The sequence below is a fragment of the Kitasatospora sp. NPDC058046 genome, from assembly GCF_042885595.1.
In the GTDB taxonomy this organism is placed as follows: Bacteria; Actinomycetota; Actinomycetes; order Streptomycetales; family Streptomycetaceae; genus Kitasatospora.
Window position 1 is genome coordinate 147209 of sequence record NZ_JBHVRS010000003.1, and the last position, 25788, is coordinate 172996.

General features: G+C 76.0%; 13 protein-coding genes. 3 read left to right on the forward strand and 10 right to left on the reverse strand.

Annotated features, from left to right (window positions below; translation table 11 throughout):
- Positions 1 to 3: 3 nt before the first annotated feature.
- Entirely contained in the window at positions 4 to 1104 is a 1101-nt protein-coding gene (locus ACFVU7_RS08485) for an ABC transporter substrate-binding protein (protein WP_388044704.1), read from the reverse strand.
- A 260-nt stretch (positions 1105 to 1364) separates the two neighbouring features.
- Between ACFVU7_RS08485 and ACFVU7_RS08490 the strand changes: the two genes are divergently transcribed.
- Entirely contained in the window at positions 1365 to 2195 is an 831-nt protein-coding gene (locus ACFVU7_RS08490; protein ID WP_388044705.1) for a helical backbone metal receptor, read from the forward strand.
- A gap of 118 nt (positions 2196 to 2313) precedes the next feature.
- On the opposite strand, the gene ACFVU7_RS08495 is transcribed toward ACFVU7_RS08490, so the two are convergent.
- The 3 genes from ACFVU7_RS08495 to ACFVU7_RS08505 all read right to left on the reverse strand — a co-directional run bounded on the left by ACFVU7_RS08495 (position 2314) and on the right by ACFVU7_RS08505 (position 7907).
- The gene (locus ACFVU7_RS08495) at positions 2314 to 4644 is read right to left on the reverse strand and encodes a hypothetical protein (protein WP_388044706.1); all 2331 of its coding nucleotides are present in this window, start codon (positions 4642 to 4644) and stop codon (positions 2314 to 2316) included.
- Between the two features lie 320 nt (positions 4645 to 4964).
- Positions 4965 to 6551 (reverse strand): lipase maturation factor family protein, encoded by a 1587-nt coding sequence (locus ACFVU7_RS08500; protein WP_388044838.1) that lies wholly within the window; start codon positions 6549 to 6551, stop codon positions 4965 to 4967.
- 294 nt (positions 6552 to 6845) lie between these two features.
- On the reverse strand, positions 6846 to 7907 hold the full coding sequence (locus ACFVU7_RS08505) for a GAF domain-containing protein (protein ID WP_063780156.1): 1062 nt from the start codon (positions 7905 to 7907) through the stop codon (positions 6846 to 6848).
- 479 nt (positions 7908 to 8386) lie between these two features.
- Between ACFVU7_RS08505 and ACFVU7_RS08510 the strand changes: the two genes are divergently transcribed.
- Complete coding sequence (locus tag ACFVU7_RS08510) at positions 8387 to 9664, forward strand: acyl-CoA dehydrogenase family protein (RefSeq protein ID WP_063780157.1); 1278 nt, start codon at positions 8387 to 8389, stop codon at positions 9662 to 9664.
- Between the two features lie 489 nt (positions 9665 to 10153).
- A complete protein-coding gene (locus ACFVU7_RS08515) occupies positions 10154 to 11944 on the forward strand; it encodes an ATP-binding protein (RefSeq protein WP_388044707.1) in 1791 nt (596 codons plus the stop codon).
- Positions 11945 to 12068: 124 nt separating this feature from the next.
- Here ACFVU7_RS08515 and ACFVU7_RS08520 read toward each other — a convergent pair whose 3' ends face one another.
- The 6 genes from ACFVU7_RS08520 to ACFVU7_RS08545 all read right to left on the reverse strand — a co-directional run bounded on the left by ACFVU7_RS08520 (position 12069) and on the right by ACFVU7_RS08545 (position 25516).
- Entirely contained in the window at positions 12069 to 12527 is a 459-nt protein-coding gene (locus tag ACFVU7_RS08520) for a MarR family winged helix-turn-helix transcriptional regulator (RefSeq protein WP_049660429.1), read from the reverse strand.
- Between the two features lie 325 nt (positions 12528 to 12852).
- Complete coding sequence (locus ACFVU7_RS08525) at positions 12853 to 14772, reverse strand: hypothetical protein (protein ID WP_388044708.1); 1920 nt, start codon at positions 14770 to 14772, stop codon at positions 12853 to 12855.
- A complete protein-coding gene (locus ACFVU7_RS08530; protein ID WP_388044709.1) occupies positions 14769 to 18392 on the reverse strand; it encodes a DUF5682 family protein in 3624 nt (1207 codons plus the stop codon). Before ACFVU7_RS08530 ends, ACFVU7_RS08525 begins: the two co-directional genes overlap by 4 nt.
- Before the next feature lie 4 nt (positions 18393 to 18396).
- Entirely contained in the window at positions 18397 to 19560 is a 1164-nt protein-coding gene (locus ACFVU7_RS08535; RefSeq protein ID WP_049659767.1) for an AAA family ATPase, read from the reverse strand.
- Positions 19557 to 24662 (reverse strand): hypothetical protein, encoded by a 5106-nt coding sequence (locus tag ACFVU7_RS08540; protein WP_388044710.1) that lies wholly within the window; start codon positions 24660 to 24662, stop codon positions 19557 to 19559. The genes ACFVU7_RS08535 and ACFVU7_RS08540 overlap by 4 nt, the downstream gene beginning before the upstream one ends.
- Positions 24659 to 25516 carry a DUF4132 domain-containing protein gene (locus tag ACFVU7_RS08545; RefSeq protein WP_388044711.1) on the reverse strand — a complete coding sequence of 286 codons (858 nt, stop codon included), beginning with the start codon at positions 25514 to 25516 and terminating at the stop codon, positions 24659 to 24661. The genes ACFVU7_RS08540 and ACFVU7_RS08545 overlap by 4 nt, the downstream gene beginning before the upstream one ends.
- Positions 25517 to 25788: the final 272 nt, after the last annotated feature.

Below are 25788 nucleotides of genomic sequence, written 5' to 3' on the forward strand. Positions count from 1 at the left end.
CGGCTACTGCCCGTTCTTGGCGAGGTCGGGGGCCTTGACGAGGTCAGGGTGGACGGTCGCGGCGATCTGCCGGACGGCGTCGGCGTTGCGCACCCCCGCGATGGTCGTCACCTCGGAGCCGAGCCGGACGAAGTGCCCCTCCTGGACGGCCTTCAGGCCCTGGGTCGCGGGAAAGCCCTTCAGGAAGGCCTCGGCCTCGTCGAAGGCCTTGCGGGTGGCCTCCTCGCTGCCCCGGTTGCGCACGGCCAGCTGGATCCAGTCCGGGTTCTTGGCGACCACGTCCTCCCAGGAGCCGGGCTTGAAGTCGGCGTCGCAGTCGGCGAACACGTTGCGCGCCCCGGCCTGGGTGATCACGGCGTTGGCGACCTGCCGGCCGCAGACCGCCACCGGCTGCTTGGTGCCGGCGTCGAAGTCGAAGACGAAGTAGCTCGGCCGCTGCCCCTCCGGCACGGCGGCGAGCGCGGTGCGGACCGCGCCGAGCTGCTTCTCCATCCCCGCGACCAGCTCCTCCGCCCGCGCGGCCGTGCCGGTGACGGCGCCGAGCCTGCGGACGTCCTCCTCGATCCCGGCCAGGTCGGTGCGCGGCGCCTTGGCGGCCTTCGGCGTCCCGGCGCAGGCGGTGGAGAGCAGGTACACGTGCTGGATGCCGGCCGCCGCGTACTCCTCCTCGCTCGGCCCGGTGGCGCCGCCGCCCATCATCGGCATCGCGCCGAAGGTGTCCACGTAGAGGTCGGCGCCGGAGCCGAGGAGCTTCTCCTTGGGGATGCTCTTGTCCCCGAGCACCGGCACCTTGGCGCCCTGCTCGGCGAGCGCGGCGGGCAGGGTGCCCTTGCCGGGCGGGAAGCCGGTGCCGATCACCCTTTCCCCCGCGCCGAGTCGGAGCAGCAGCTCCAGGCTGGAGGCGTTGCTGGTGACGATCCTGCCGGGCGCCTTGGCGATGGTGGTCTCCTTGCCCGCGCAGTCGGCGACCGTGACGGGGAAGCCACCGCCGGCGTCGGGCCGGACGGTGACGGAGGCGCTCGACCCGCCCCCGGTCCCGCTTCCGCAGGCCGTGGCGAACAGGGCGACGGCGGCCGCGATTCCGCAGACGACACGAGGGCGCATGACAACTCTCCTGGTCGGTGATGGTGCTCGGTGACGGTCCCGGGTGACCGGGCTCGGCCCTGGCACCGGGTGGTCGTACTGAGGGCCCGTGCTGCGGACCCGGACCAGGTAGTCGGACGGCCCGGGCGATGGGTTCCCGGCGGTTGGTCTCCGGCGATGCGCGGCCGGCAGCGGGTTCCCGGCAGTGGGTCCCCGGTGCCGCGCGCGGCCGGTCGCCGTCCGCACGCCCCCTCGCCGGAGGCCGGACGTAGGCTGACCGGATGGCCGACCCCACCGCCCCGCGCGACGACCTCGACCTCCCCGTCCGGCTCGGACCGCGCCCGCCCCGCCGGGTGGTCTCGCTGGTGCCGTCACTGACCGAAGCGGTCGCCGCCACCGCACCCGGCCTGCTGGTCGGTGCCACCGACTGGTGCAGCCACCCCGCCGACCTGTCCGTCACCCGGATCGGCGGCACCAAGAACCCGGACGTCCCACGCATCCTCGCGCTCGCGCCCGACCTCGTCCTCGCCAACGACGAGGAGAACCGGCGCCCCGACCTGGACGCGCTGCGGGCGGCCGGCGTCCCGGTCTGGGTCACCGACATCCGCACCCTGGACGACGCCTTCCGCTCCCTGCACCGGCTGCTGACCACCGCCTGCGGGCTGCCCCGGCCCGCCTGGCTGGACGAGGCGGAGGCCGCCTGGGCCTCCGTCGGGAGCGGCGGCGCGCCCCCGGAGGCCGACGGCCCCCGGACCGTCGTCCCGATCTGGCGCCGCCCGTGGATGGTCCTCGGCCGCGACACCTTCGCCGGGGACCTGCTGCGCCGCCTGGGCCTGCGGCTCGTCCACGCCGACCACCCCGAGCGCTACCCGGCCGTTCCACTGCCCGAACTGCTCGCCTGCCAGCCCGAGTTGGTGGTCCTGCCGGACGAGCCGTACCGCTTCACCGCCGAAGACGGCCCGGAGGCGTTCCCGGGCACACCGGCGGCACTGGTCAGCGGACGGCACCTGACCTGGTACGGACCGTCGCTGGTGACCACCCCGGCCGTACTGCGGCACGCCCTCGACCACCCCCTCGGTCCGGGCGGTCCGGGCAGTCCGGACGCCTCGTAGGACGACCGCCCGTGACACCTGGGGACCGGCGTACGTCGCCACAGGGCGCCCCGGAACACGACAGGGCCCGGGACGCGTGCTCGCGTCCCGGGCCCTCGGCCTGTGTGGCCGTACGTCGTCAGCCGCGCGCGGCGGCCACGGCGGCGCCCAGCGCCTCCTTGATCCGGGGGCCGAGACGGGCGAAGCCCAGCTCCTTCATGGCCGCCCGCAGCAGCTCCTCATCGGTCCGCTCGGCACCGTCGCCGTCCACCCACCGCACGACGGCGAGCAGCTCGTCGGCGGAGTAGGCGGTCACGGGGCGGCCGGGCGTGAAGTCCGGCTTCGCGGGACGGGCGTCGGCCTCGGGCTCGGCGGTGGGCGCCTCGACGGCGGCGACGGGCTCGGGCTCGGCTTCGACGACCGGCTCCTCGGCAGCGGAGACGGGCTCGGGCTCGGGCTCGGGCTCGACGGCGGGCTCCTCGGCGACGGCCTCGGGCTCGACAGCGGGCTCCTCGGCGACGGCCTCGGGCTCGACGGCGGGCTCCTCGGGCTCGGCCACCGGCTCCGCCACCTCTTCGGCCACAGCCTCGGCCTCGGCGACGGGCTCCTCGACAACGCTCTCGGGCTCGGCCTCAACCACAGCCTCGGCCTCGGCCTCGACGGCAGTCACGGCGGCCGGCTCCTCGACGGCGGGCTCCGCCACAACGGCCTCGGCCTCGACCACAGGCTCGACCTCGGCCTCGACCGTAGCCTCAGCGACGACCGCCTCGACCTCAACCGCAGGCTCATCAGCCTCCACGACCGACGCCTCGACAGCGGGCTCCACCGCAACGGCCTCGGGCTCGGCCACAACCTCGGCCTCGACGGAAATCTCAGCGGCCTCGACAACCGGCTCCTCGACCGCGACCGCGGTCTCCTTGACCTCGACGGCCTCGGCGACCGGGGCAGCCTCCGGCTCCGTGTCCGCCGTCGTCTCGTCCGCGGCCGCGGCCTCGGCCAGGGCGGCGGTCGCGGCGGCCACCAGGTCGTCGGCTGCCGGGGAGGGCGCCGGGAGGGAGACCACAGCGGCCGGGGTCTCCTCCTCGGCCTGCGCCGCCGCCGGCTCGTCGTCAGCGGCAACCGCGTCCGATGCCGGTTCGGCCTCGATCTCGACCTCGGCCTTGGTCTCGGTCTCGGTCTCGGTCTCTTCCTTGGTCTCGGCCTCAGCCTCGGCCACCGCAGTCGCAGTCGCCGCAGCGGTCTCCTCGGCGTCCTCCACCGGAGCCGTCACCGCGGCCGGGGCCTCTTCCACGAGCCCGTCCCGCTGTCCGCCGGCCAGCGCCTGCAGGGCAGCCGCCTCGGCGTCGGCCCGGTCGGTCGGCTCCTCGGTCCCGGGCTCCTCGACCGCAGCCTCCTCCGTACCGGTCGCACCATCGATGTCGACAGCGGCATCGGCATAGTCCTCGACCACAGCACCGGCAGCGTCCTCGGCACCCGGCTCCTCGACCGGCGCCGCCTCGACAGCAGCGGCGCTCTTCTCCGCCAGCCCGTCCCGCTGCCCGCTCGCCAGCGCCTGGCGGGCCGTGTACGCGGCCTCGGCGGCGCGGCGGTCGGCCTTGGCGGTGGCGAGTTCGGCGAGCAGGTCGGCGAGGCCGGCCTCCTCGAGTCCGGCGCGCAGGCCGCGGATGGTGGGCAGGCGGTAGAGGGTGCCCTCGTCGGCGGCGAGGCGCTCGACCAGGTCGATCAGCTCGGCGAAGGGCAGCCCGTCGAGGTCGTGGTCGGGCAGCAGGCGGGCGAGGCCGCGCAGGCCGGTGTTGATCGTCTCGAAGGCCTGGGCGGTGCGGTCGACCAGGGCGCCGTCGGTGGGCACTCGCGGGAGGGTGCCGGCCGGGGCGAGCGCGGCCCAGGCGCGGCGCTCGATCTCGGCGGAGGTGAGGGCCTCGTGCAGGTCCTCGCGGCGGATGCGGCGGTCGGTGGCGAGCGCGACGGCCTGCTTGCGCAGCGAGCGGCCGCGCAGCCAGGAGAGCTTGACGCCGTTCTCGCGGCGCCAGGTGCTGTCGGCGGTGGCGGCGGCGAGGGCGCCGAGGTCGGCGTCGTACGCGGCGGGGAAGAGGGCCGCGGAGGTGCGGTGCACCCGCTGGAGCATCTCGACCAGCAGCGCGGTCTTGGCGACGGTGTCGGGCTCGTCCAGCTTGGTGTCGGCGGCGAGGGAGAGGACGGCCTCCCAGGTCTGCTGGAGGTCGCTGCCGCGCAGTTCGGCGAGGGCCGTGGAGGCCGCGCGGGCGTCCTCGGGGGTGGCGACGGTGTCGACGGCCGCGTACCAGGCGTGGGTCTCGGCGGTGAGCGTGAAGGCCCCGAGCTCGGCGTAGCGGCCGAGGTCCTCGCGGAGGTCGGGCTCCGCGGCGGCGTCCTGGGGGTCCTTGACGTCTGCGGCGGCGGCGACGTCCGCCGGGTCGGCTGCGTCGGCGTTGCGCGAGTGAAGCACTGTCATGTGAGGTCCGGTTCTGGGCGTCGACGGCGGGGCTGGCGGCGAGGGGGCGGCGGACCGGGTGCGCGGGGTCGCCCCTGGGGCGGGGCTAGGGGGCGCGCGGTCGGGCTGCCGGTGTGGACGCCCAGAATACGGGTGCCCGTTCGAGCCTTGCACGCACCCACCGCCCGGACGGGCGGGTGTCGTGTGCCATACCGCCCGCCTGGCCGCCACTCGGGCGGTCCGACCGGGTGGTCCGGCGCCGCTCCGGAGCTGGTCCGGAAGTGGCCCGGCATTGGTCCGGACGGGTGTCTCCGCTGCTCACGGCTCCACACCGCCGGCCCTCATCCCGCGCCCTCCCGCCGCTCTCCGCCGGAGGGCCCGGGCCGCCTGTCCAGCCGCATGTCCCGTCGCCTGCCGGGCCGCCGGAACCGCTCCAGCGGCACCTCCCGTACGCCGCGTCCCCGTGCCGGCCCCCGTCGGCCGAGCGGCGGCCGGTACCCGGCCCGGCCGACGGCGTGCAGATCGACCGGAGCGAGGTACTCGCCGAGCGCGGTGCGGTGCCACCACGCGCCGGTTTCCCGCAGTTCGCGCCAATCGGTGAACCGGTAGAGGTAGAGGGTCGCCCGGACGTGGGTCGGCGGGGCGTCCGGGAACGGGTTGTGGCGCAGCAGGCGCAGGGTGGCCCGGTCGCCGGACAGCAGGCGGGTGACGAAGGGCAGGAACCAGGGGCGGGCGTAGGCGGGCGAGATGCCGGCGAACCACATCAGCCAGTCGAGCCGCAGGTGGTAGGGCGCGAACTGGCGCGGGAGCCGGCGGACATCGCCCGGCTTGCCCTTGAAGCCGTACTCGCGCCAGACGGTGTGCGGGGTGAGCACGGCCTCGTCGGTGCCCTCGACCACCACCTCCTGGCGGAGCCGGTTGACGCTGCCGAAGGCGCCGTAGGTGTTGACGAGGTGGAGCCGGTTGAAGGAGCGGTTCATGGCCTGGGCGCGGGAGAGCATGTTGCGCACCGGCCAGTAGCTGAGCACTACGACGATGGTGGTCAACGCGATCACGAGCGCCTCGTACCAGAACGGCGCGCCGGGGTACGCGCGGGCGTGGACGGGCAGGCCCAGGCGGGCCGGCTGCACGGCGGCGAGGACGAGGACGATGGTCAGCCAGTTGAGCCAGGCGAAGTTGCCGGAGGCGACCAGCCAGAACTGGGTGACGAGGACGGCGCAGGCCGCGTAGCTCGCGATCGGTTGCGGCAGCAGCAGGCCCACCGGTACGACGAGTTGGACGAAATGATTGGCAGCGGCCTCCACGCGGTGGACCGGGGCGGGCAGGTGGTGGAAGAACCAGCTGAGCGGTCCGGGCATCGGCTGGGTCTCGTGATGGAACCGGAGACAGGTCAGGTCCCGCCAGCAGCTGTCGCCCCGCAGCTTGATCAGTCCGGCGCCGAACTCGACCCGGAAGACCAGCCAACGCATCAACCACAGCACCAGGGTGGGCGGGGCGGTGTCGGCGTTGCCCAGGAAGGCCGCGAGGAAGCCGGCTTCGAGCAGCAGGGACTCCCAGCCGAAGGAGTACCAGGTCTGCCCGACGTTGACGATGGAGAGGTAGAGGCCCCAGAGCACCGTCCACAGCAGAACGGACGCCCAGAGCGGGACGGCGTCGCCGAGCCCGCCCACCACCGCGGCGGCGAGGGCGGCGCCGCTCCAGGCGACAGCGGCGAAGAACCGGTCGCTGTAGTGGAGGTGGAACAGGCCGGGGGATCGGCGGAACGGGACCCTGGCGGTGAACCGGGGCACCGGCAGCATGCCGTCGGCGCCGATCAGGGCGCGGAACTGCGCGGCGGCGGCCAGGAATCCGATCAGGTAGAGGGCGGCGAGCAGGCGTTGGACGAGCAGCCGGCTCAGCCAGTAGTCGGGGGCGGCGAACCAGTCCATGCGGCCCATGCCTACCACCCGGCACCCCGGGCGCGGGCCCGGTCGGGGCGGCGGAGCGGGGACGGTTCACCCGCTCGGCCCGGCGGAATCCCGGGGGGATCCCGTGGGCATCCCGGCGAACTCCCGATACCCGGACGGCACCGGACGGCGCCGGACTGCGCCGGACGATCTCGGACGGGCCCGGGCGGTACCGCGCCGACACCATCGGCACCGCACCGACACCGTGGCGGGGTCCTCTCCACGGGGGTGAGAGGCGCCCCACCACGGCGGTGGGCGGTCCGCACCGGCCGGGGTTCAGCCGGGCAGGACGGGACCGGCCTCGCCCGCGATGGCCGAGCGTCCGGGCACGGAGCCGCCGCTCTGCTGGAGCCGGTCGACGAGCAGGGCGGCCAGCGTGCCGAGTTCCTCCTCGGTGCGGGACTGGGCGGTGATGTCCATGCCGACGGTGAGGACGCCGTTGATCCGGCCGGTGAGCGCGGCCCGCAGCGGGGTGCAGGTGAAGCTGAAGACCTGCCGGCCGCGCTGGGCGTCCGGGCGGGCGGCCTGCATCCGGACGTTGTCGAGGACGGCGGTGCGACCGGTGCGGTACGCCTCCACGACGGTCTGTTCGAGGCCCGCCGCGCCGAGCTGCGGGTACGCGGCGCCGATCGTCCCGTACGCCGTCGGCGCGCCGAAGGTGTCGGCGTGCTGGGCGTTGGCGTAGCGGATCTCCTGGCCCGGGCCCTCGGTGAGCAGGATGGGGTACGGCGAGCCGTCGAAGGCGGCGAACATCTCCTGGCGCTGGGCGAGCAGGCTGTCGCGCAGCCGGATCTCGGAGAGCAGCGCCTCGGCGAGGTGCTGGATGTCGCGCAGCCGCTCGCGCCCCCACTGCCGGGGTTCCCGGTCGAGCACGCAGACGGTGCCGATGACGGTGTTGGTGTCGTCGACGAGCGGGGCACCGAGGTAGGCGCGGACGCCGAGTTCGTCCACCACCGGGTTCCCCGCGAACCGGGGGTAGGCGAGGATGTCGTCGAGGGCGAGGGGGGAACGCTGGGCGACCACGTGCGGGCAGAAGCCGTGGCTCAGCGGCATCTCGCGGGTGGGAAGGTCGAAGGCGATGCCGCGTTCCGCCCAGGACGATCCGTCCTCGGCCGCGGCGTCGGCCGAACTTGGCGGAATGTAGAGCCCCCGGAACATCTGGCGTTCGTCGTTGATGAAGTTGACCATCGCGATGGGAGCGCGCGTGATACTGGCTGCCAGGTGGGCGAAGCGGTCGAAGGCCTCGTCCGCGGACGGGTCGTTGAGCCCAAGGCCGCGCAGCCTGCGGGTTCGCGCGGACTCCCCGGAGGCACCCGGGAACTGGCCTTGAGTGCTCATCACATCTGTCATGGCGCACATGTAACCAGACATCAGAACGCCCGGGCGGGTCCGATCGACCGTTCTTCAGTCCTGCCGATGTCCTTCCGGAGTCCTTCCGGCGCCCGGCCGGAGCCGCACCGGAGCCTTGCCGATGGCTCGTCAAAACCGCATGTGGACGACCGGTCGACGGACCGTCACGGAAGCGAAGATCGATTCCCGCCCGGCGCCCGGACGAAACCCCTCCCGACGGGGACGGGCCGAATCGCGCCAATCCAAGATCGACTCTGGGATGCCCCGGTACCCCATACAACAATGAGCCCTGCCGAAGACACGGACGGTTCCCGTCACCGGGACACCGCCCGGTGACGCATGCGCCGATCGCACCGGGGCGACCGGCCGACACCCCCGCACACCCACCGCCCCCCGTAGGGGTCGCCGGAGCGGCATCGACGGCACGGACGGAGGCACGGCACCACACGTATCGAGAGGACCGGAGCATGGCGATGGACTACTTCACCGACGACCGTCACGAGGGCCTTCGCGCCGAGGTCCGTGACTTCGCGGAGAAGGAGGTGCGTCCGCGGGTGGCCAGGATGGAGGCCGAGCGGACGATCGAGGTCGAGCTGGCCAGGGAGATCGCCCGGCAGGGCTGGATCGGCGTGACGATTCCCCGGGAGTTCGGCGGCCTCGGACTGGGGCACGTCGCCAAGACCGTGATCATCGAGGAGCTGGCCCGGGTCAGCGGGGCCGCGGGTTCGATCGCGCAGGCCTCCCAGCTGGGCGTGGCCAAGGTCCTCCACTACGGCTCCCAGGCCCAACGCCGCACGTGGCTGCCGAAGTTCGCCTCCGGAGAGTGCCTGCCGACCATCGCCGTCACCGAGCCGGAGTCCGGCGGGCACGTGCTCGGGATGACCGGCACCGCGGTCCGCGACGGCGACGAGTACGTGCTCAACGGCCGCAAGTGGTTCGTCGGCAACTCCCACATCGGGGACGTGCACGGCGTGGTGCTGCGCACCGGCCAGGGCAGCCGGGGCCTGTCCGCCTTCCTGGTCGAGAGCGACCGCCCCGGGTTCCGGACCGGCTCCCCCGGCTCCCAGAGCGGGCTGCACGGCTTCAGCTTCGGCGAGATCATCCTGGAGGACTGCCGCATCCCGGCCGGAAACCGGCTCGGCCGGGAGGGGCGGGGACTGGACGTCGCCTACTCCTCCTCCACCCTCTACGGCCGGATCAACCTCGCCGCCGTCGCGCTCGGCATCCACACCGCGATCGTCGAGGACACCGTCCGGTTCGCCGAGGGGCGCGTCCTGTACGGCCGGCCGATCAACCAACTCCCGAACATCATGCTCAAGTTGGGTGAGATGCAGTCCCGGCTGATGACCGCCAGGCTCGCCGCCTACCACGCCTCCCACCTGCTCGACCACGGCCGCGCCTGCGACGCCGAGCTGATGAACGCCAAGCTCATCAACACCGAGTACGCGCTGGACTCCGCGCGCAACGCCATGGAGATCCACGCCGCCCGCGGCCTCCAGCCCGAGTTCCGTATCGAGCGCTACCTGCGGGACGCCACCCACGTCTACCCGCCGGCCGGCACCTCGGACGTCCAGCGGCTGCGGCTCGGACAGTTCGCCTCGGGCACCTACGGCAAGCAGTGGTCGGCGGAGCTGTCCGAGCTGACCAGCTGGCCCTGGAGCGAACTCGCCGCCCAGCGGGAGGCCCACGTGGAGAAGCCGCCAGGCCTGGGCGGACGGGTGCTGCCGATGCCGCTGGCGGGCTGAGATCCCGCCCGCCGCGGCGCGACTTGACCTGTTCCTGTCGCATCCTTACCGTGGCCGTCCCCGACCTCCGAGGGCCGTCGGCCCGACCCGACCGAGGGCCGTGAGCTGCGGCTTCGCGCCGGCGGAGCGTCCGGCGCGGGCACCGTCGCGAGGCCATCGGCCTTGTGCGCAGAGCCAGTTGATATTGCGCCGACCGCACCACGGGCTGATAGCGTTCCGTGCCGTCGGCGGCCGTGCTGCACCCCGCCGGACCGGTGACACCACGTCACCGGCTCCGACGGATCCCGGCCCCGGCTCCCTGCGACCCGGCCGCGCCGTACGGGTCGGCCCGCCGCTCGGACCCACCGGTCCGAACCGGCGCGCCGGTCCCGCGGCCAGGCCCCACGACCCGGTTCCAGGACCGGGTTCCACGACCCGGCCCCGCGGTCGGGTTCGACGGCCGGGTTCCACGACCCGGCCCCGCGACTCGGCCCTGCAGCAAGGAATCAGATGCCAGGCATACCGGCCCCCCGCACCGGCCACCGCGCCGGGCGGTCCGGCTCGCTCCGCAGCCCGCTCCTCGCCGCCGTGCTGGTCCCCAGCCTGGGCCTCGCCGCCGCCTGGGGCTACGCCGCCTACCTGCTGCGCGACTCCGGCCAGCGCACCGCGCTGCTGGCCGGCAGCGCGGTCGTCGCCGCGGTGGTGCTGATCAGCCTGGTCCGCGGCATCCGGACCGCCTGGGCACTGTCCGCGCGGCTGTCCGAACTGCGGGCCGACACCATGGCGCTCGCCGAGCAGGAGATCCCCGAGGTGGTCGGGCGGCTGCGCGCCGGGGAGCAGGTGCCCGCCCCGGCCGCCTGGACACCCTCCCGACGGACCGGCGACGACGTCCAGCAGGCCTCGGAGGGCCTCGCCGCCGTCCGGCAGGCCGCGGTCGCCGCCATCGTCCACCAGGCCCAGGGCCGCGAGGGGACGAAGAAGGTCTTCCTCAACATCGCCCGGCGCACCCAGATCCTGATCCACCGGCAGATCAGCATGCTGGACGCGCTGGAACGCGAGCACGAGGACCCGGAACTGCTGCGCGAACTGTTCGCGGTCGACCACCTGGCCACCCGGATGCGGCGCAACGCCGAGAACCTCGTCATCCTCGGCGGCGACCTCCCCGCCCGGCGCTGGCGCAACGCCGTACCCGTGGTCAACGTGCTGCGCAGCGCCGTCTCGGAGACCGAGAGCTACTCCCGGGTCGTCGTCCGGGGCGTGCCGCGCGTCTCGCTCGGCGGGCAGGCCGTCGCCGACGTCATCCACCTGGTCGCCGAACTGATCGAGAACGGCACCACCTTCTCCCCGCCGTACACCCAGGTGCAGATCTCCGCGAAGGAGGTGCCCGAGGGCCTGGCGGTCGAGGTCGAGGACCGCGGACTCGGCATGACCGAGACGGAGTACCAGCGCCTCAACGCGTACCTGGCCGACCCGCCCGACCTGGACGTCTCCGCGCTCGGCGACGACCTGCGGCTCGGCCTGTTCGTCGTCGCCCACCTGGCCGCCCGGCACGACGTCCGGGTCACCCTGCACCCGTCCCCGTACGGCGGCACCCGGGCCGCGGTGCTGGTGCCCTCGGCGCTGCTGGAGCAGGCCGCGCAGTCGGCCGCGGTGTCCGGGCTGCCCTCGGGGGCCCGGATCACCCGGGCTCCCGTGACCGACGTGGGGGCAGAAGCGGGGGCGGGGGCGGACGCTGGGGCGGGGGTCGGGGGCGGCTCCGGGTCCGAAGCCCTCGGGCAGGAGCCGCCGGGTGCGACGGCCGCAGGGCACGGCGGGCTGCCGGGCGGGAGCCAGGCGGGCCCGGGACCGTTCGGCGCCCCGGGGGCCCCGGCCGTCCCCTACGGCGCGGACGGCGCCGGGGCGGTTGCCGGGACGGGCGCCGGGACGGGCGCCGCCGGGGTCGGCGGTGCCGAGGCGCCCGCCAACGGAGGCCTGGCCGTCGGCGCCGAGATCCCCGGACTGCCCGGCGCCGTGGTCGTGCCCCGGCCCGTGCTGCCGCGCATGTACGACCTGTCGGGCAGCCCCGCGGTGGACCAGCGCCGCCCGGCACCACGGCCCGACGACGGCTCGGACGGTGCGCCGCACGCCCAAGCGGCCGTGCCGCAACGGGCCCGGGACGCCGGCCCGACCGGGCAACTCGGCCCGGCGACGCCCGTGCACGGGGCGCAACACCCCGCGCCGTCCGCCCTGTCCGCCCCTTCCGCCCCGCAGCGGGTCTCTGCGGACTCCCCCACCGTCCGGGAGGCCGAGGAGTGGCGGTGACGCTGCTTCGACCTGCGCTTCGACCGCCCGGCGCTGGACGTGGTCAAGGTGCTGCCGGACGATCCGGGCCGGGCGGACCGCTTCCGTGGGCGGCCCGCCTCGGTCTCAGCCGTCGGTGCGGGGCTCAGGCGTTGGCGTGGACCGGGTGGAGTTCGGCGAGCGACCCGACCAGCGGGGCCAGCTCCGGGACCTCGGTGGCCTCGGCCAGCGTCGCCTCCAGGGCGGCGTCGTGCACCGGGCGAGCCGCCGTCAGCAGGTCGCGGCCTTCGGGCGTCAGCTCGGTGTAGATGCCGCGCCGGTCGTCCGCGCAGAGGAACCGGCCGAGCAGGCCCCGGTCCTCCAGGCGGCTCACCAGCCGGGTGGTCGCACTGCTGCTCAGCGCCGCCGCGCGGGCCAGCTGCTGCATCCGCATGTGCCAGCCGTCCTGGCGGGAGAGCGCCTCCAGCACCGTGTACTCGACCACCGAGAGCTTGAACTCGGCCTGGAGCGCCTTCTCCAGCGCGGTGTCGATCATGCCGTGCAGCGCGGCGAGCGTCCGCCAGCCGCGGGCCCGGATCTCGGCCGCATCGTCGCGGATTCCCATGACGCCTACCCTTCCCTCGCGCTGCTCGTACCGTGTGCCGGACGCGGCCCCGCGTGAGGTCTCTCGTCCGGGGTCTCGTACGAGGTTTCGTCCCGTGTCTTCCTGTGACAAGTATGCCATTTGGCGCGGAATATCGGACTGTGCAAATAGTTCGGCTTATACCCCCGTCGGTTCCCCGTCGAGGGCCTCCGCTCCGGGCCGTCAGCCGCCGCGACGGCGGGGCGGAGGCCGTCCTGCGGTGAGCGACCGGACCCCGCACGAGGGTCCGGCCCGCCCGCCGCCCGGGGCGTCGAAGGACACCACGGGGCCGCACACGACCGGCTCCTCACCCCTCCCCGGACCAGGCCGAGGCGCACAGCGCCGTGGCCAGTTCCTCGGTGTAGGAGGCCGCGGTCAGCCAGGCGGTGGCGAAATCCTCGTGGTCGTCGGTGACGATCCGGCCGAAGACGTCGCGCTGCTGGTTGGCGGCGGAGGCCCGCAGGCCGTCGAGGAGTTCGGCGGCGGTGGCCAGCCCGGCGGCGCGCAGCAGACCGCGGTCGGCCGCCGCCGAGGCCTCGCTCGGGGCGAGGGCGTGCCGACCGGTGGTGACCGTCTGCTCGACCCGGCGGCCGAGCACGTGGACGGGCGGGCCGTACGGCGCCGGGGCAGTCGATCCGTCCGCCGGCTCCTCCGCCGACCCGTCCGCCGGCTCGCCGACCGTGGCGGAGGCCGTCGCGGACGCGGCGAGGTCGGCGGTCTGGAGGCGTTCGAGGCCGAGGTTGACCCGACCCGCCCGGTCCGCGGACAGGGCGAGCGGGTCGGGGGCGGCCGGGGGCGTACCGATCGCGAGCAGACGCAGCTCCGGACGGTCCGCCCGCTCCAGCCGACCGATCACCCGCAGCCGCAGGCCGGGGGCGGTGGCGAGCAGCGCGAGGTTCGCCCGGAACGGCAGGTCGGGGTGCTCGTGCGCCGGGCGCAGGACGATCACCGGACCGCCCTGCGCACCGCTCGCCGTGCAGCGCGCCAGCAGTTGCGGTGCACCGCCCGGGCCGGGGGCCGTACCCAGCAGGGTGACGTCCAGGAAGAGCAGGTCGCTCCCGGCCGGGCGGCTCTCGTACGGCAGTTCCTGCGCCGCGAGTGCCCGGGCCACCTGGGCGGAGGCCGGTTCCGACCAGAGCCGGGCGGCCGGCTCCGCCGTCCATGCCGCGCCCGTCGCCCGCACCGCCCGGACCGAGGCCCCGGCGCCCAGCCGACCACCACCGGACCTGGTCGCACCCTGGACGGCCAGCCCGGCTCGGCTGAACTCGCGGTGGCTGAGCGCGGCGTCGCCCAACCGGACCGTCCGGTTGCCCGCCCCGACCGCCTGTGGGGCGGCGGCCGCCGCGTCGTCGTGCGGCATCACCTCGGCGATCGTGCTGAGGCGCCCGTCGGCGTCCACCGCCCAGCTGACCGCACCGGCATGGGTGGCCGTCAGCACCGGCTCGGCGAACAGGCCGTAGAGCCGCAGACCGCCCTCCTCCCGGTAGGCCTGGCGCGCGGTGCCGCGCAGCTCGGCGACCGGGGCGGTGCCGGTGGCCAGGGCGGTGGTGAGGCCGAGGAGTTCGCGCAGGCCCGCGACCAGGTCCGCCAGGCGGTGGTCGGGCGCGCCGGAGCGCGCCGCCCGGACCCTGGTCGCGACGGTGACGGCCGCCGCGGCCGGGCGGTGCAGGCCCGCGAGGCGCGCCCGGTGGGCGGCGCGCAGCAGTTCGGCCTGGGAGACGGCACCCGCCCCGCTCACCCCGGCGGCCAGGACGGCGGCCGCGGCCCGGTGGAGGTGGCGGACGGCGGCGAGTTCGACGGCGGTGAGCGGGTCGCCGACGATCGGGTCGGCGGCCGGCCGGCCGTTCGGCTCCCCTGGCGCGCCGTGCGTGTCACTCCTGGGCTCGGGCTCCTGCTCGGGCTCCGGCCCCGGCTCGGCCCCGGCCCCGGCCAGCGGGCAGAGGGTGACCGCCGCGGCCCGGTGCACGCAGGCCGGGGCGAGCAGGCAGCCGCAGCGGACGCCGGCCTCCGCCGCGACCACCCCGCCCGGTGCGTGCAGCACGAGCACCGTCTCCTCGTCCACCTCCACCCGCCACTCGTCGCCCTCCCGGGCCACCGGCCGCTCCGCCAGCTTCGCCGCCGCGCCGTCCAGCCGCTTCTGCAGCCGGGCACTCAGCCCGGCCACCACCTCGGCGACCACCTCGGGCCGCACGCCCGGCCAGTCGCTCGTCCGCGCCGTCACGCTCATCGCACCTTCTCCCCCACCCAGCGGGCCAGTTCCAGCGGGCTCAACGCCGCCACGGGCATTCCGGCCGCGACCAGTTGGCCAGCGACCGCCTTCGAGTAGCGGGCCGTCCCGGTGTCGTCCAGCGCCGCGCAGCCGAGCAGGTGCACGCCGGAGTCCACCAGGGCCCGGGTCTGGGCCAGCAGCCCGCCGACCGGCCCGCCCTCCTCGAAGTCGCTGACCACCGCGACCAGCGTGCGGGACGGCACCGTCACCAGCTCCCGCGCGTAGCGCAGCCCGCTCGCGATGCTGGTGCCGCCGCCGACGCTCACCTCCAGCAGCAGGCCCAGCGGATCGTCCACCCGCTCCGTGAGGTCCAGGACCTCGGTGGAGAAGGCGACGAAGTGGGTGCTCAGGGAGGGCACCCCGGCCAGGATCGAGGCCGTCAGCGCGGCCCACACCGTGGAGGCTTCCATCGACCCGGAGACGTCCACGACCAGGATCAGCCGCCAGTCGTTGGCCTGCCGCGCCCTGGTCCGGAAGACCGGGCGCTCGGGCACGATCAGGGTGCCGCCGTCCGGCGCGGGGCGGGCGGTGGCCAGGTTGGCCCGGATGGTCCGGTCGAGGTCCAGCCCGCCGCCCGGGCGGCGGGACGGGCGCGGCACGGCGATCCCGGTCAGGGCCGGGCGCAGCCGGGTGGCCAGCTCCCGGCTCAGTTCGTCCACCAGGCGCCGCACCAGCGGGCGCAGCCGGGCCACCCGGGCCTCGGGCAGACCGCCCGCGTGGTCCAGCACGGTGCGCAGCAACTCGACGGACGGGCGGACGGCGGACGGGTCGATCGTCTCCAGGACGTCGGTACGGCCGTGGGCGACGGCGGCGGCCAGCACCTCCTCGCGCACGCCGGGGCCGAACAGCGACTCCAGTTCCTCGGCCCACTCCCGCACACCGGGGTACGGGGCCTCGCGGCCGCCCTTGCCGCCCCGGCTGTCCAGGCCCGGGCCGGAGCCCTCGCCGTGGCCGCCGCCGTACAACTCGTCCAGGGCGGTGGCGAGTCGGGCACCGCGACCGGTCAGGCCGCCGCTGCCGGGGCGGCCGAGGAGCAGCCGCCAACGCTCGGCGGGGGCGAGGGTACGGGCGGGGTCGGGGTCGGGAACGGGAACCGGGTCGGAGGCAGGCGGCGGGGCCGCGGGCGACGGTGCAACGGCCGCGGGCTGCGCGGGCGTTGCGGGCAGGAGGCCGCGACGGACGAGCGCCGCACGCGCCGCGAGGTCCGCGCGCACCCAGCCGGCGAGCACAGCGGGGCCGGCCTCCTCGGGCAGGGTGGCGAGCCGGGCGCCCAGACGCTCCTCGACCAGGGCCAGCAGCCGGTCCCGGGCGGCCGGGCTGAGCGTGTCGAACCCGCCGCGCAGCGCGGGCAGCCGGTCCAGGAAGGCGTCGTCGGGCAGCGAGGTGACCCGCTCCAGCAGCGGTTCCAGTGCCTGCGGCGCGGAGTCGAACAGCCCCTCCGCGGCCGTCAGCAGGCCGACCAGCGCCCGCCCGAGCGCCTGTCGCGCCTCCGGAGCGGTCGCGCCGTCCACCCACGAGGCGGCCCGGCCGCCCAGCACCTCGGCCGGCTCCTGGCCGAGCAGCACCCGCACCGCGCCGGCCGCGCCCCGCACCAGCGGGCTCCCCTGCTCGGCGAGTCCGGCCAGCACGTACGCCAGCCGCACCCCGCCGAGCCGGTCCGCCCGCCGTACCAGCTCCACCAGTGCCCGCGCGTCCTGCGGGTCGTCCGACCCGCCCAGGCCCTCCAACTGCCGCACGGCGGCGACGGTGAGCACCTCCCCGGCCGCGACGAGCACGGGCGGGCCGGCCACGGGGGCGCCGGCCACGGGCGTGCCGTCGTCTGCGACGACGGGGCCTTCCTCCGCTCCCGCCGGGGTGTGGCCGGGGAAGTGGCCCGCGGTCAGGCGGTCGAGGAGGGCGAGGGCGTCGAGGAGGTCGGGGAGGGTGGCGGAGGCGGGGAGGAGGGTGGTGAGTTGGGTGAGACGGGCCTCGGTGAGGGCGGGGAGGGCGCAGGAGGCGGCGGCGGCAAGGCCGTCGATGATCTCGCGCGGGGTCGGCTGGTCGGTGAGGCGGGCGCGCAGGGCGCCTTCGGCGGCCTGGGCGGGGGTGACGCCGCGGGTGCCGGCGACAGTGAGCATGGCGGCGGTGGCGGGCGTCCAGTGCAGGCGCCAGCGGGTGCCGAGGGTTTCGGTGCCGCCGGCGCCGGTGGTGGCGACGGGCTCGCCGTAGGGGACCTCGCAGGCGGTGAGGCGGTGCAGGAGGGTCTCGCGGCGGCGGTCGAGGCCGCTGCGCAGCGGGTCGAGGCGCAGGTCGCGCGGGCCGGGGTCGCCGGGGCCGGGGAGGCCGAGGTCGGCGAGGAGGGTCTCGACGGCGGGGGCGAGTCCGCTGCGCGGGGCGGCGGGGGTCGGGCGGCCGGTGCGGGTGCCGACCAGGACCTGTTCGAGGGCGCGGGCGACGGCCCGGCCGCGGCCGAGGGGCTCGCCCTGGGCGAGGACGGTCTGCACCGCTTCGACGAGTTCGCCGCGGCCGGGGGCGGCGTGGCCGCGCAACCGGGCGAGGTCGCCGGCCAGCCGGACGATCTCGCGGGCGTCGGCCGGGCCGCTGGGGTGGTCCTGGGCGCGCAGGGCCGCGCAGATCCGGACGGCGGTGGTGGTGAGCGCCTCGGCGAGGCGTTCCGGGTCCCCGCCGGCGTCGAGGACGGTGTGCTGCCACTCCGGGTCGCGGATGCCCGCCGGGTAGCCGGAGCGGGCGTCGAGCAGCGGGTAGGTGTACGGGATCAGGGACAGGACGTGCCCGGGGTCGTCCGGGTGCGGCGGCTCCTCGGTGGCGAGGGGACCGCCGAGCAGGGCGGGGGCGTGGAAGGCGCCGATCACGGCGGCGACCCGGCGCCCGCCGGCCGCGGCGGCCTGGATGCGGGACCGCATCCAGGCCTCGCGGCGCAGGTCGTACGGGTCGACGCCGGGGCCGGTCTCGGCGTCCCGGCGCAGCGCCCAGCCGACCAGCAGGGCGGCGCGCCGGACGGCCTCCGGGGTGGAGCCGGGGGCGGCCGTCTCGACCAGGCGGTCCCACAGGTCCTCGTCGGAGTCCCGGCCGGTGAGGCGGTGGCGCAGCGCGTCGGCGACGCCGGGTGCGTCCGGGATCCGATCGGTGCGCCCGCGCTCCGCCGTGCGGGCGGCGCGGTGGGCGAGCGGGAGGTCGCAGGCGACGGCCTCCACCCCGTTGCGCCGGGCCCAGCGCAGGGCGGCGAGCTCCGGGGAGAAGTCGGCGAACGGGTAGAAGGCGGGCCCGGCCGCCTCCTCGGGCCCGGCCGGGGCCGCCGCGAGGGCGACCGGGGCCCGGGTGGCCTCGTCGGCGAGCGGGCCGAGCCAGGGCTGGAACTCGGCGGGCAGCTCGACCAGGACGACGTCCGGCCGGGCGGCGTCGAGCAGCGCGGGGACCACCGCGCTGAGGGACGGCGCGTGGTGGCGCACGCCGATCAGGTAGGGGCCGGGGCGACCGGTGCCGGCCGCGGCCAGCCGGTCGGCCTCGGCCCGGACCGCCTGGTCCGGGTGCTCCGCCTGGTCCGCGTCGTCCGGGCGGGTGGTCTCCGCGCTGCTCATCGGATCAGGCCTCCAGCGCCGGACGGAGGTCCCACAGGGTGCGCCAGGTGGCGGCGCCCTGCTCGGCGCGACGGCGGACCGGGCCGTCCCAGTAGCCGAGCAGCCGGGCCGCGTCGGACGGCTCGTCCTTGCGGACCACGCCGAGGAGCTGGCCGGGCAGCCGGCCGAGCAGGTCCCCGCCGTCGGGCAGGTAGGCGGCGCTGACGCCGAGCGCGGTGGCGACGGAGACCGCCTCGGCGGTGCTCATCACGGTGGACGGGCGTTCGACGTCCCAGCCTTCGGTGGACCGGCCGCTGCGCAAGTCCCGGAAGGCCGTGACCAGGGCCTCCAGGACGGCGTCGTCCACCGCGTAGGCGGCGCCGGCCCGGGCCACGGCGGCGGTGGACTGGCGGCGGACCAGGTCGACCTCGGCCGCGAGGCTGCCGATCGGGCCGACCGTCTCGAAGTTGAACCGCCGCTTGAGCGCCGCGGACATCTCGCTGACGCCCTTGTCCCGCAGGTTGGCGGTGGCGATCAAGGTGAAGCCGGCCGCGGCGTGCAGTTGGCCGTCCGGGGTGCCGGCCAGTTCGGGGACGGCGATGCGCCGCTCCGAGAGCAGCGAGACCAGCGCGTCCTGCACCTCGGGCAGGCAGCGGGTGACCTCCTCGACCCGGGCGACCGCGCCGGTGGTCATCGCGGTGAGCACCGGCGAGGGCACGAGGGCCTCGCGGCTGGGCCCCTTGGCGAGCAGCAGGGCGTAGTTCCAGCCGTACTTGAGCTGGTCCTCGGTGGTGCCGGCGGTGCCCTGGACGGTGAGCGCGCTGCTGCCGCAGACGGCGGCGGCGAGCAGCTCGGAGAGCATGGACTTGGCGGTGCCGGGCTCGCCGACGAGCAGCAGGCCGCGCTCCCCGGCGAGGGTGACGACGCAGCGTTCGACCAGGGCGCGCTCGCCGACGAACTTCGGCTCGATGACCAGGCCCTTGCGCCCGGCCTTGAGCTTCTCGCCGCCGCTGCCCATCACGAAGGTGACCACGGCGCGCGGGGTCAGGAGCCAGCCGGGCGGGCGCGGGCCGCTGTCGTGGGCGGCCAGGAACTCCAGTTCGGCGGCGTACTTCTCCTCGGGCGGGACGGTCTGCCGGTCGGCCGCGGCGGGGGCGGCGGCGCCCTTGGTGGTCTCGGTGGCGGTCATCGGCGGGCCTTCCTGCGCTTGCCGGTCTGGAGCTCTTCGTATCCGGGGGCGTCGCCGTCGACGGTCCGCTGCCAGGCCCGGGCGAACAGCTCGGGGACGGGCAGGGGGACCAGCGCGGGCCGGTGGGTGGGCAGTTCGTAGAGGGCGGCCTTCCACGTCTCGGCGGGCAGGGCGGGCGACTTGGCCTCCTGCCAGCCGCCGGGCAGGAAGAGGCCGCGGCCGGCCCGGGAGCGCTTGGCCTCCAGCACCAGGCCGCTGGCGGCGAGTTCGGCGCGGGCCTTCTTCAGCCGGGCGGGCTTCCAGCCCGTCCAGCGGGCGGCGTTGCGATCGGTCGGGTCGGGCAGGGCGAGCAGTTGGAGGTAGAGCGTGGCCGCGTCCTCGCCCAGGCCGTGGGTGCGGGACACCTCGGCGACCAGCTCGGGGACGGACAGCAGCGGGTTCTGCAGCCAGGCCGGGCCCTCGCCGGGGGCCGGCACCGAGGCGGCGGAGGCGGCCAGTTGCTCCGGCTCGCCGCGCAGCACGGCTTCGATGGCGCCCCGCTCGGCGGAGAACCAGTAGCTGCTGGAGAGCCCGTCGAGCAGTTCGAGCAGTGGGTCGTCCGGGCCGGTGAGGGCGGCCGGGCGCAGCCAGATCCGCTCGTAGTCCTCGTGGTACGGCGTCAGGACGAGCGCCGGGCCGCAGTGGACCAGGCCGTCCCGGTCGGCCCCGCCCTCGGCGGGCAGGCCGAAGTGGGTGCGCAGGACGGCGGCCAGCGAGGCGCCCTTGACGGTGCGCACCAGGTCGAGGTCGAGCAGCAGCTCCGGGTCGGCGAGGCGGTCGCGCAGCGCGGCGGCGGCGGTGGGCAGCAGCGGGCGCAGCGGGCTGTCGGCGGGCAGGTGGTAGGCGAGCCAGCGCAGCGCGGCGATGGTGGAGCCGAGCGCGCCGGTCTCGGGGACGGCGGACTCGTCCTCGGGCGTCAGCCGCTGGCCGACCCCGTCCACCTCGGTGAACCGGAAGCCGGTGCGGCCGGCCAGCCACGGGGTGTGGGCGGGGTTGAGCACCGCCTCGACGGTGTCGATGGACACGCCCTGGACGGTGGCCAGGGCCTCCTCGGGGAGGGTGACGAGCCGTCCGAAGCGCCGGATCCACTCCTCGGCGCCGGCGGCGATGTCGGGGCCCTCGGTCCACAGGGTCTTCGGGTCGGCGGGCAGCAGGGCACCCCAGACGGCGGCGAGGCCGTTGTGGTCGTGCCCGCGCAGCCAGGCCCGGGCGGCCTTGAACTCGGCAGCCTTGAGGCCGAGTTCGGTGGGCGCGGAGATGTCCGTCCAGTACAGCAGGCCGGACGGCGGGCTGAGCAGCAGGGCGGAGCGGGCGGTGCCGATGCCGGTGAGCTCGTTGAAGGCCTCCGCCCTGGCCGCGTCCCGGGGGACGAATCCGTGCAGCGCGGCGACCCTCCAGAACTTGGCGACCCAGGCGGCGTCGACCAGTTCCTCGGTGCCGCGCTCCTCGAGGGTGGTGAAGTGCGCGACGGGGCCGAACTCCCCGCTCGGGTCGTGGTCGACGGCGAGCCAGTGCACCCAGCCGTCGGCGACCTGGCGCTGGTGGCCGATGATGACGACGGTGCGCCCGCCGTGCCGCAGCACCTCGCCCTCGCGGGGCGTGACCGGCCGGGGGCCGGTGGCGTTCGGGGCCGGCGGCACCTGCTCGGCGAGGACGATCTCGCGCAGGGTGGCGCCGCGGTCGGCCAGCGGGCCCCTGGTCAGCTCACCGAGCAGCAGGACCAGCGAGGAGCGGTGGGCGGACTCGGTGAACGGCGAGGCCACCGCGTAGGCCAGCGCGTGGATCCGGCCGAGCAGTTGGAGCCAGCCGTAACTGACGCTGCCGTTGTGCAGGGTGACGGTGGCGGGGCTGGTCCAGCCCTCGCCCTCGGCGGCGGGCGGGGCGGCCAGCACGGCGGTGACGGCGCGCAGGTTGTTGAGCACCCGGCAGCGCTCCTCGGAGCCCCAGTTGTTGCCGAAGCCGCCGATCTCGGGCAGCACGGCGCGCACGGCGTCGCGCAGTTCGTGGTCGCGGCCGTGGTCGGGCCGCCACTCGGCGTTCTTCGCCTTGCCGGGACGCTCGGCCTCCGGCTGCGGGACGAACCGGGCGACCCGGTCCAGCAGGTCGGCGGCGGTACGGGCGAGCCCGGCGACGCCGGCCAGCAGCCGCGGGTGGGCGATGCCGGGCAGGATCGCGCCGACCTCCGGGACGGGCAGGGTGCGCGAGGTGCGCCGGGCGAGCGGGCGGCGCACGCCCTGGACGGTGAGCCAGCACTGTTCGCCGGCCGGGACCGGTTCGGTGTCGACCGGCCAGGCGGCGTCGACCAGCCGGGCGGCCTGCTCGGCGGTGACGGCGCGCAGTGCCTCCGAGCCCGCTTCGTCACGCGGGCGCAGGGCGTGCCAGTGCGGGTAGGGCGGGATGAGCGGGGTGCCTGCGGCGGAGAGCTCACCGGAGCGGCCGGGGCGCAGGTCGACGGTGCGGTCGGCCTGGCCGGTGAGGTCGGGCAGGTTGAGCGAGAAGTGCTCGCCGGAGGTGTGGCTGACCACCGGGGCGGCCGCGCCGGGCAGGGCGAGCCGGGCCACCGGGACGGTGTCCGTCCGGTGACCGGCCAGCGGCAGCTCGATGCGGTGACCGTCGGCCGTGAAGGTGGTGACGGCCTTGCCGGGCTCCGTCCTGACCCAGTTGCCGAGCACGGTGCCGTCGGTACCGAGCGGGGTCCGCTCCAGGCCGGGCTGGAGCGGCAGCAGCCAGGTGCTGCGCTGGACCAGCCGGCCGGCGTGGGCGGTGGCGGCGATCACCGGCGGTTCGGCGGTGCGCCCCAGGGTGCCGGTGGCCGGGTCGAGTTCGCGCAGGACGGCCTCGCCCTCGGTGGTGCGGCGCATCGTCCAGTAGCCGGTGCCGTCGCCGAGGACGGGGTGCTCGTGGGGCATCCGGGTGTCGCCGGCGTGCAGCGGGCGCTCGCCGGTGGTGCGGCCGCCGCCGGGCAGTTGGAGGGAGGGCGCCTCGGGCTCGCGGTCGCGGTAGTAGTAGCCGGCGATGGTCTCGCCCTCCAGCTCGAACCGCTCGTCCGGGCGGCTGGACCAGTACGCGAGCTGCTTGCCCTCCTCGGACCAGACGACCAGCAGTTCGCCGTCGACGAAGCGCAGCCTGGTCCGGTTGCGCTCGTGCGACGGCCGCTCGGGCAGCCGCAGGGTGTGCGCCAGCACGATGCCCTGCGGGCCGACCACGACGGCCCGGTCGAGGCGGGCGAGGATCAGGTGCGGCCAGGCGTCCTCGATGAGCAGGTCGCTCAGGCCGGCGCCGGCCAGGCTGGGGACGGGGTGCTGCGGGGCGTCGTCGGCGGGCGGGTCGGCGAGTTTGCCGAGCGCCTCCTCCAGGGCGGGCCAGCCGAGTTCGTCCAGGATTCCGGCCCGGAGGGCGTCGGTGAGCAGCGCGGTGACGTCGAGGGCGGCGATCCGCTCGGCGACGACCGGGGCGACCGTCCGGATGGCGGCGTGGTACTGGCCGATCGACCGGACCAGGTCGGCGGCGCCGGCCAGGCCGCGGGCGGCGGTCAGCTCCTCGGCGCGCTCCTCGGCCCACTCCGCGAACAGCTCGTTCAGCAGCGGCACGGCGGGCGCCTGGCGCCGGACGGCCGTCTCCCAGGCGGGCGGGGTGGCCCGGCGCAGCAGCGGCCGGTAGCGCTCGTCGGCGCCGACGGCGGTGAGGGCGGAGCTGTCGGGGCCGCTCTGCGCCGCCCAGTCGCGCAGGTCGAAGCCGAGGCCGCCGGGCGGGTCGGCCACCGGCACGCCCGCGGCCAGCAGCAGGTCCAGCAGGTCGATCCGGGTGTGGCTGGCGCGGATGCCGGTGTGGAGGTCCACCGGGACGGCGTCGGCCTTCAGCCGCTCGACCATCCGGCCGGCCAGCGCGAGGGTGGCCGGGCAGCTGGGCCGGTTGCGCCAGCCGCGGCCGTGGTGGTGGCACCAGCGCTGGAGCCAGGCGGCGGCGGGCTCGGCGCCCTCGGCGCGGGGGCCGGTGAGCAGTTCCTCGGCGCCGGTCTCGGCGAGCACCGCCAGCCAGGCGGTGTCGTGCGGGGCCGGGTCGGCGGAGGCCGGGTCGGGCAGCAGTTCCAGCAGTCGGGTGCGGACCGCCGTGTCGTCGCGGCCGAGCTCGACCAGCGCGCCGTGCCAGGACTTCCAGAACGCGGCGGGCGCCCGGTTGACCGCCGGGGAGTCCAGCAGCTCGGCGAGCAGCGCCCGTTCGTGCTCGGTGCGGTCCAGTCCGGCGGCCTTGACCAGGGCGCGGGCGTCCTCGGCGATCCCGGCGTACGGGGCCATGCCGGCCGCGGAGCGCTCGGTGCACAGCTGGCGGAAGCGCTGCCAGGCGGTCAGCGGGTCGAGCCGCTGGGCGAGCTCCTTGACGTACTGGCGCAGCGACTTGACGGTGAGCGCGCCGGCCAGGGCGAACTCCAGGAAGACGGCGCGCAGCCGCTCCTCGTCCACCGTCAGGCCGTGGGTGCGCTCGGCCTCGCGGGCCTTGCCGAACCAGGCGGCGGCGTAGGTCTGGTTGCCGTGGCCGAGGAAGATCCGGCCGACCTCCTCGCAGAAGGTGGGCAGGAAGTGCGGGACGGCGCGGCCGAGGCGGGTGGCGAGCTCGTCGAAGCCGTCCTTGGCGGCGCCGGGCTTGGAGGCGGCCTGGCGGGCGATCCGCTCCAGCTCCTTGACCAGGGCGAGCGCGTGGTGGCCGTTGGCCGGGTCGTGGACCAGTGCCCAGGCGGGGAAGCCGAGCGCCTCCTGGCGGACCTGGCCGACCTCGGCGGCCCCGGCCTCCGGCGCCAGGCCGAGGAAGTCGAGGGCGAGGTCCTCGGCCGGGCCGAGCGCGCCGGGGACGAGCCGGACGATCCGGCGGCCGTCGAGCGCGGGGTGGGTGTAGGTGCGGGCGGTGAGCACGTCGGCGGCGCTGTCGGGGCGGCCGGCGTCGGGCAGGGTGCCGGACGGGAGCACGGCCCCGGCGTCGAGCAGTTCCTCGGGCGTCGCGGCGCGGTCGGCGCCGTTGCCGCCCGGGCCGGTGGTGGTGGTGGTCGTGGTCAGGCCGGTGGCGGTCATGCGGCTTCCTCCCCCTGGATCGTGCGGCCGGCGTACAGGGCGGCGGCCATCCGCATGCCCTCGGACCAGGCGACCGGTCCGACCTCGGTGAGCGGCAGGGCCCGGCCGTCCGGGCCGGCCCAGCTGAGCGCGCCCGTTTCGCACGCGTCGTACTCGTAGTAGTCGCCGACCCAGACCCGGGCCTCGACGGTGCGCCCGCCCTCGGTGACCGACTGGACGGCGGAGCCGCCGCGGACCCGGCAGCCGAGCCGGTTGCAGCGCCCGACCAGCTCGCGCAGCTCCCGGTAGCGGCCGCCGGCGTAGGTGGTGACCTCGGTGCCGGCCGACCCGTCGGCGGGCCGGTGCCAGACCTCGCGGTAGAGCTGCTGGACGCGCTGGGAGACACCGAGCTCGACGGCGAACTCGCGCAGCTCGTCGAGGTCTTCGAGCAGGACGGGGTGCGGTATCAGCACCTCGCCGTCGGTGAGGCGCACGGTGTCGCCGTCCAGGTCGACCAGGCCGAGGCCGCGCTCGGCGTCGGCGCCGCGCAGGAAGCCGACCACGGAGCCGTCCACGGCGGTGACCACGAGGTCCTTCAGGACGCCCTGCCAGGCCTCGTCCGGCCACACGGCGGTGAGCACCGCGGCGGGCACCGGCAGCGAGCGGACCATCCAGCGCTCGACGTCCTCCAGGCAGCCCCGCTCGTGCGCGGCCAGCCACTCGGCGAGCTGCTTGAGCTGGACGACCGCGCGGTCGTCACCGAGCTTCGACGGCAGGGACTTGAGGTCTCGGCCCGCCGCGTTGCGGCACGCCACCCTGCCCTCCCCGTCGAGCGCCACGCGGTACCCTCCCGCGTCCGTCTCCACCCATGCCACGGCCGTACTCCTCCCACCGGGAAACACCTGTCGATCGCCTGCTGACCAGCGATGCGAGGAACGTAGCGAGGCCCACTGACAATGCGACGGGCGGGGTGAACTCCGGCCGTGACATGCAGACTTCAAACCACTCGAACGGGTGATCGAAGAGACGAAAAAGGCGGGGCGGCTGCCCCCACGCAGCCGCCCCGCCCGTCCTTCCGCCCCGCCCGTCCCCCGGCCCCGGCGACCCCCTCCGTCCCGGCGACCCGACGACCCCTCGGCCCCCGCCC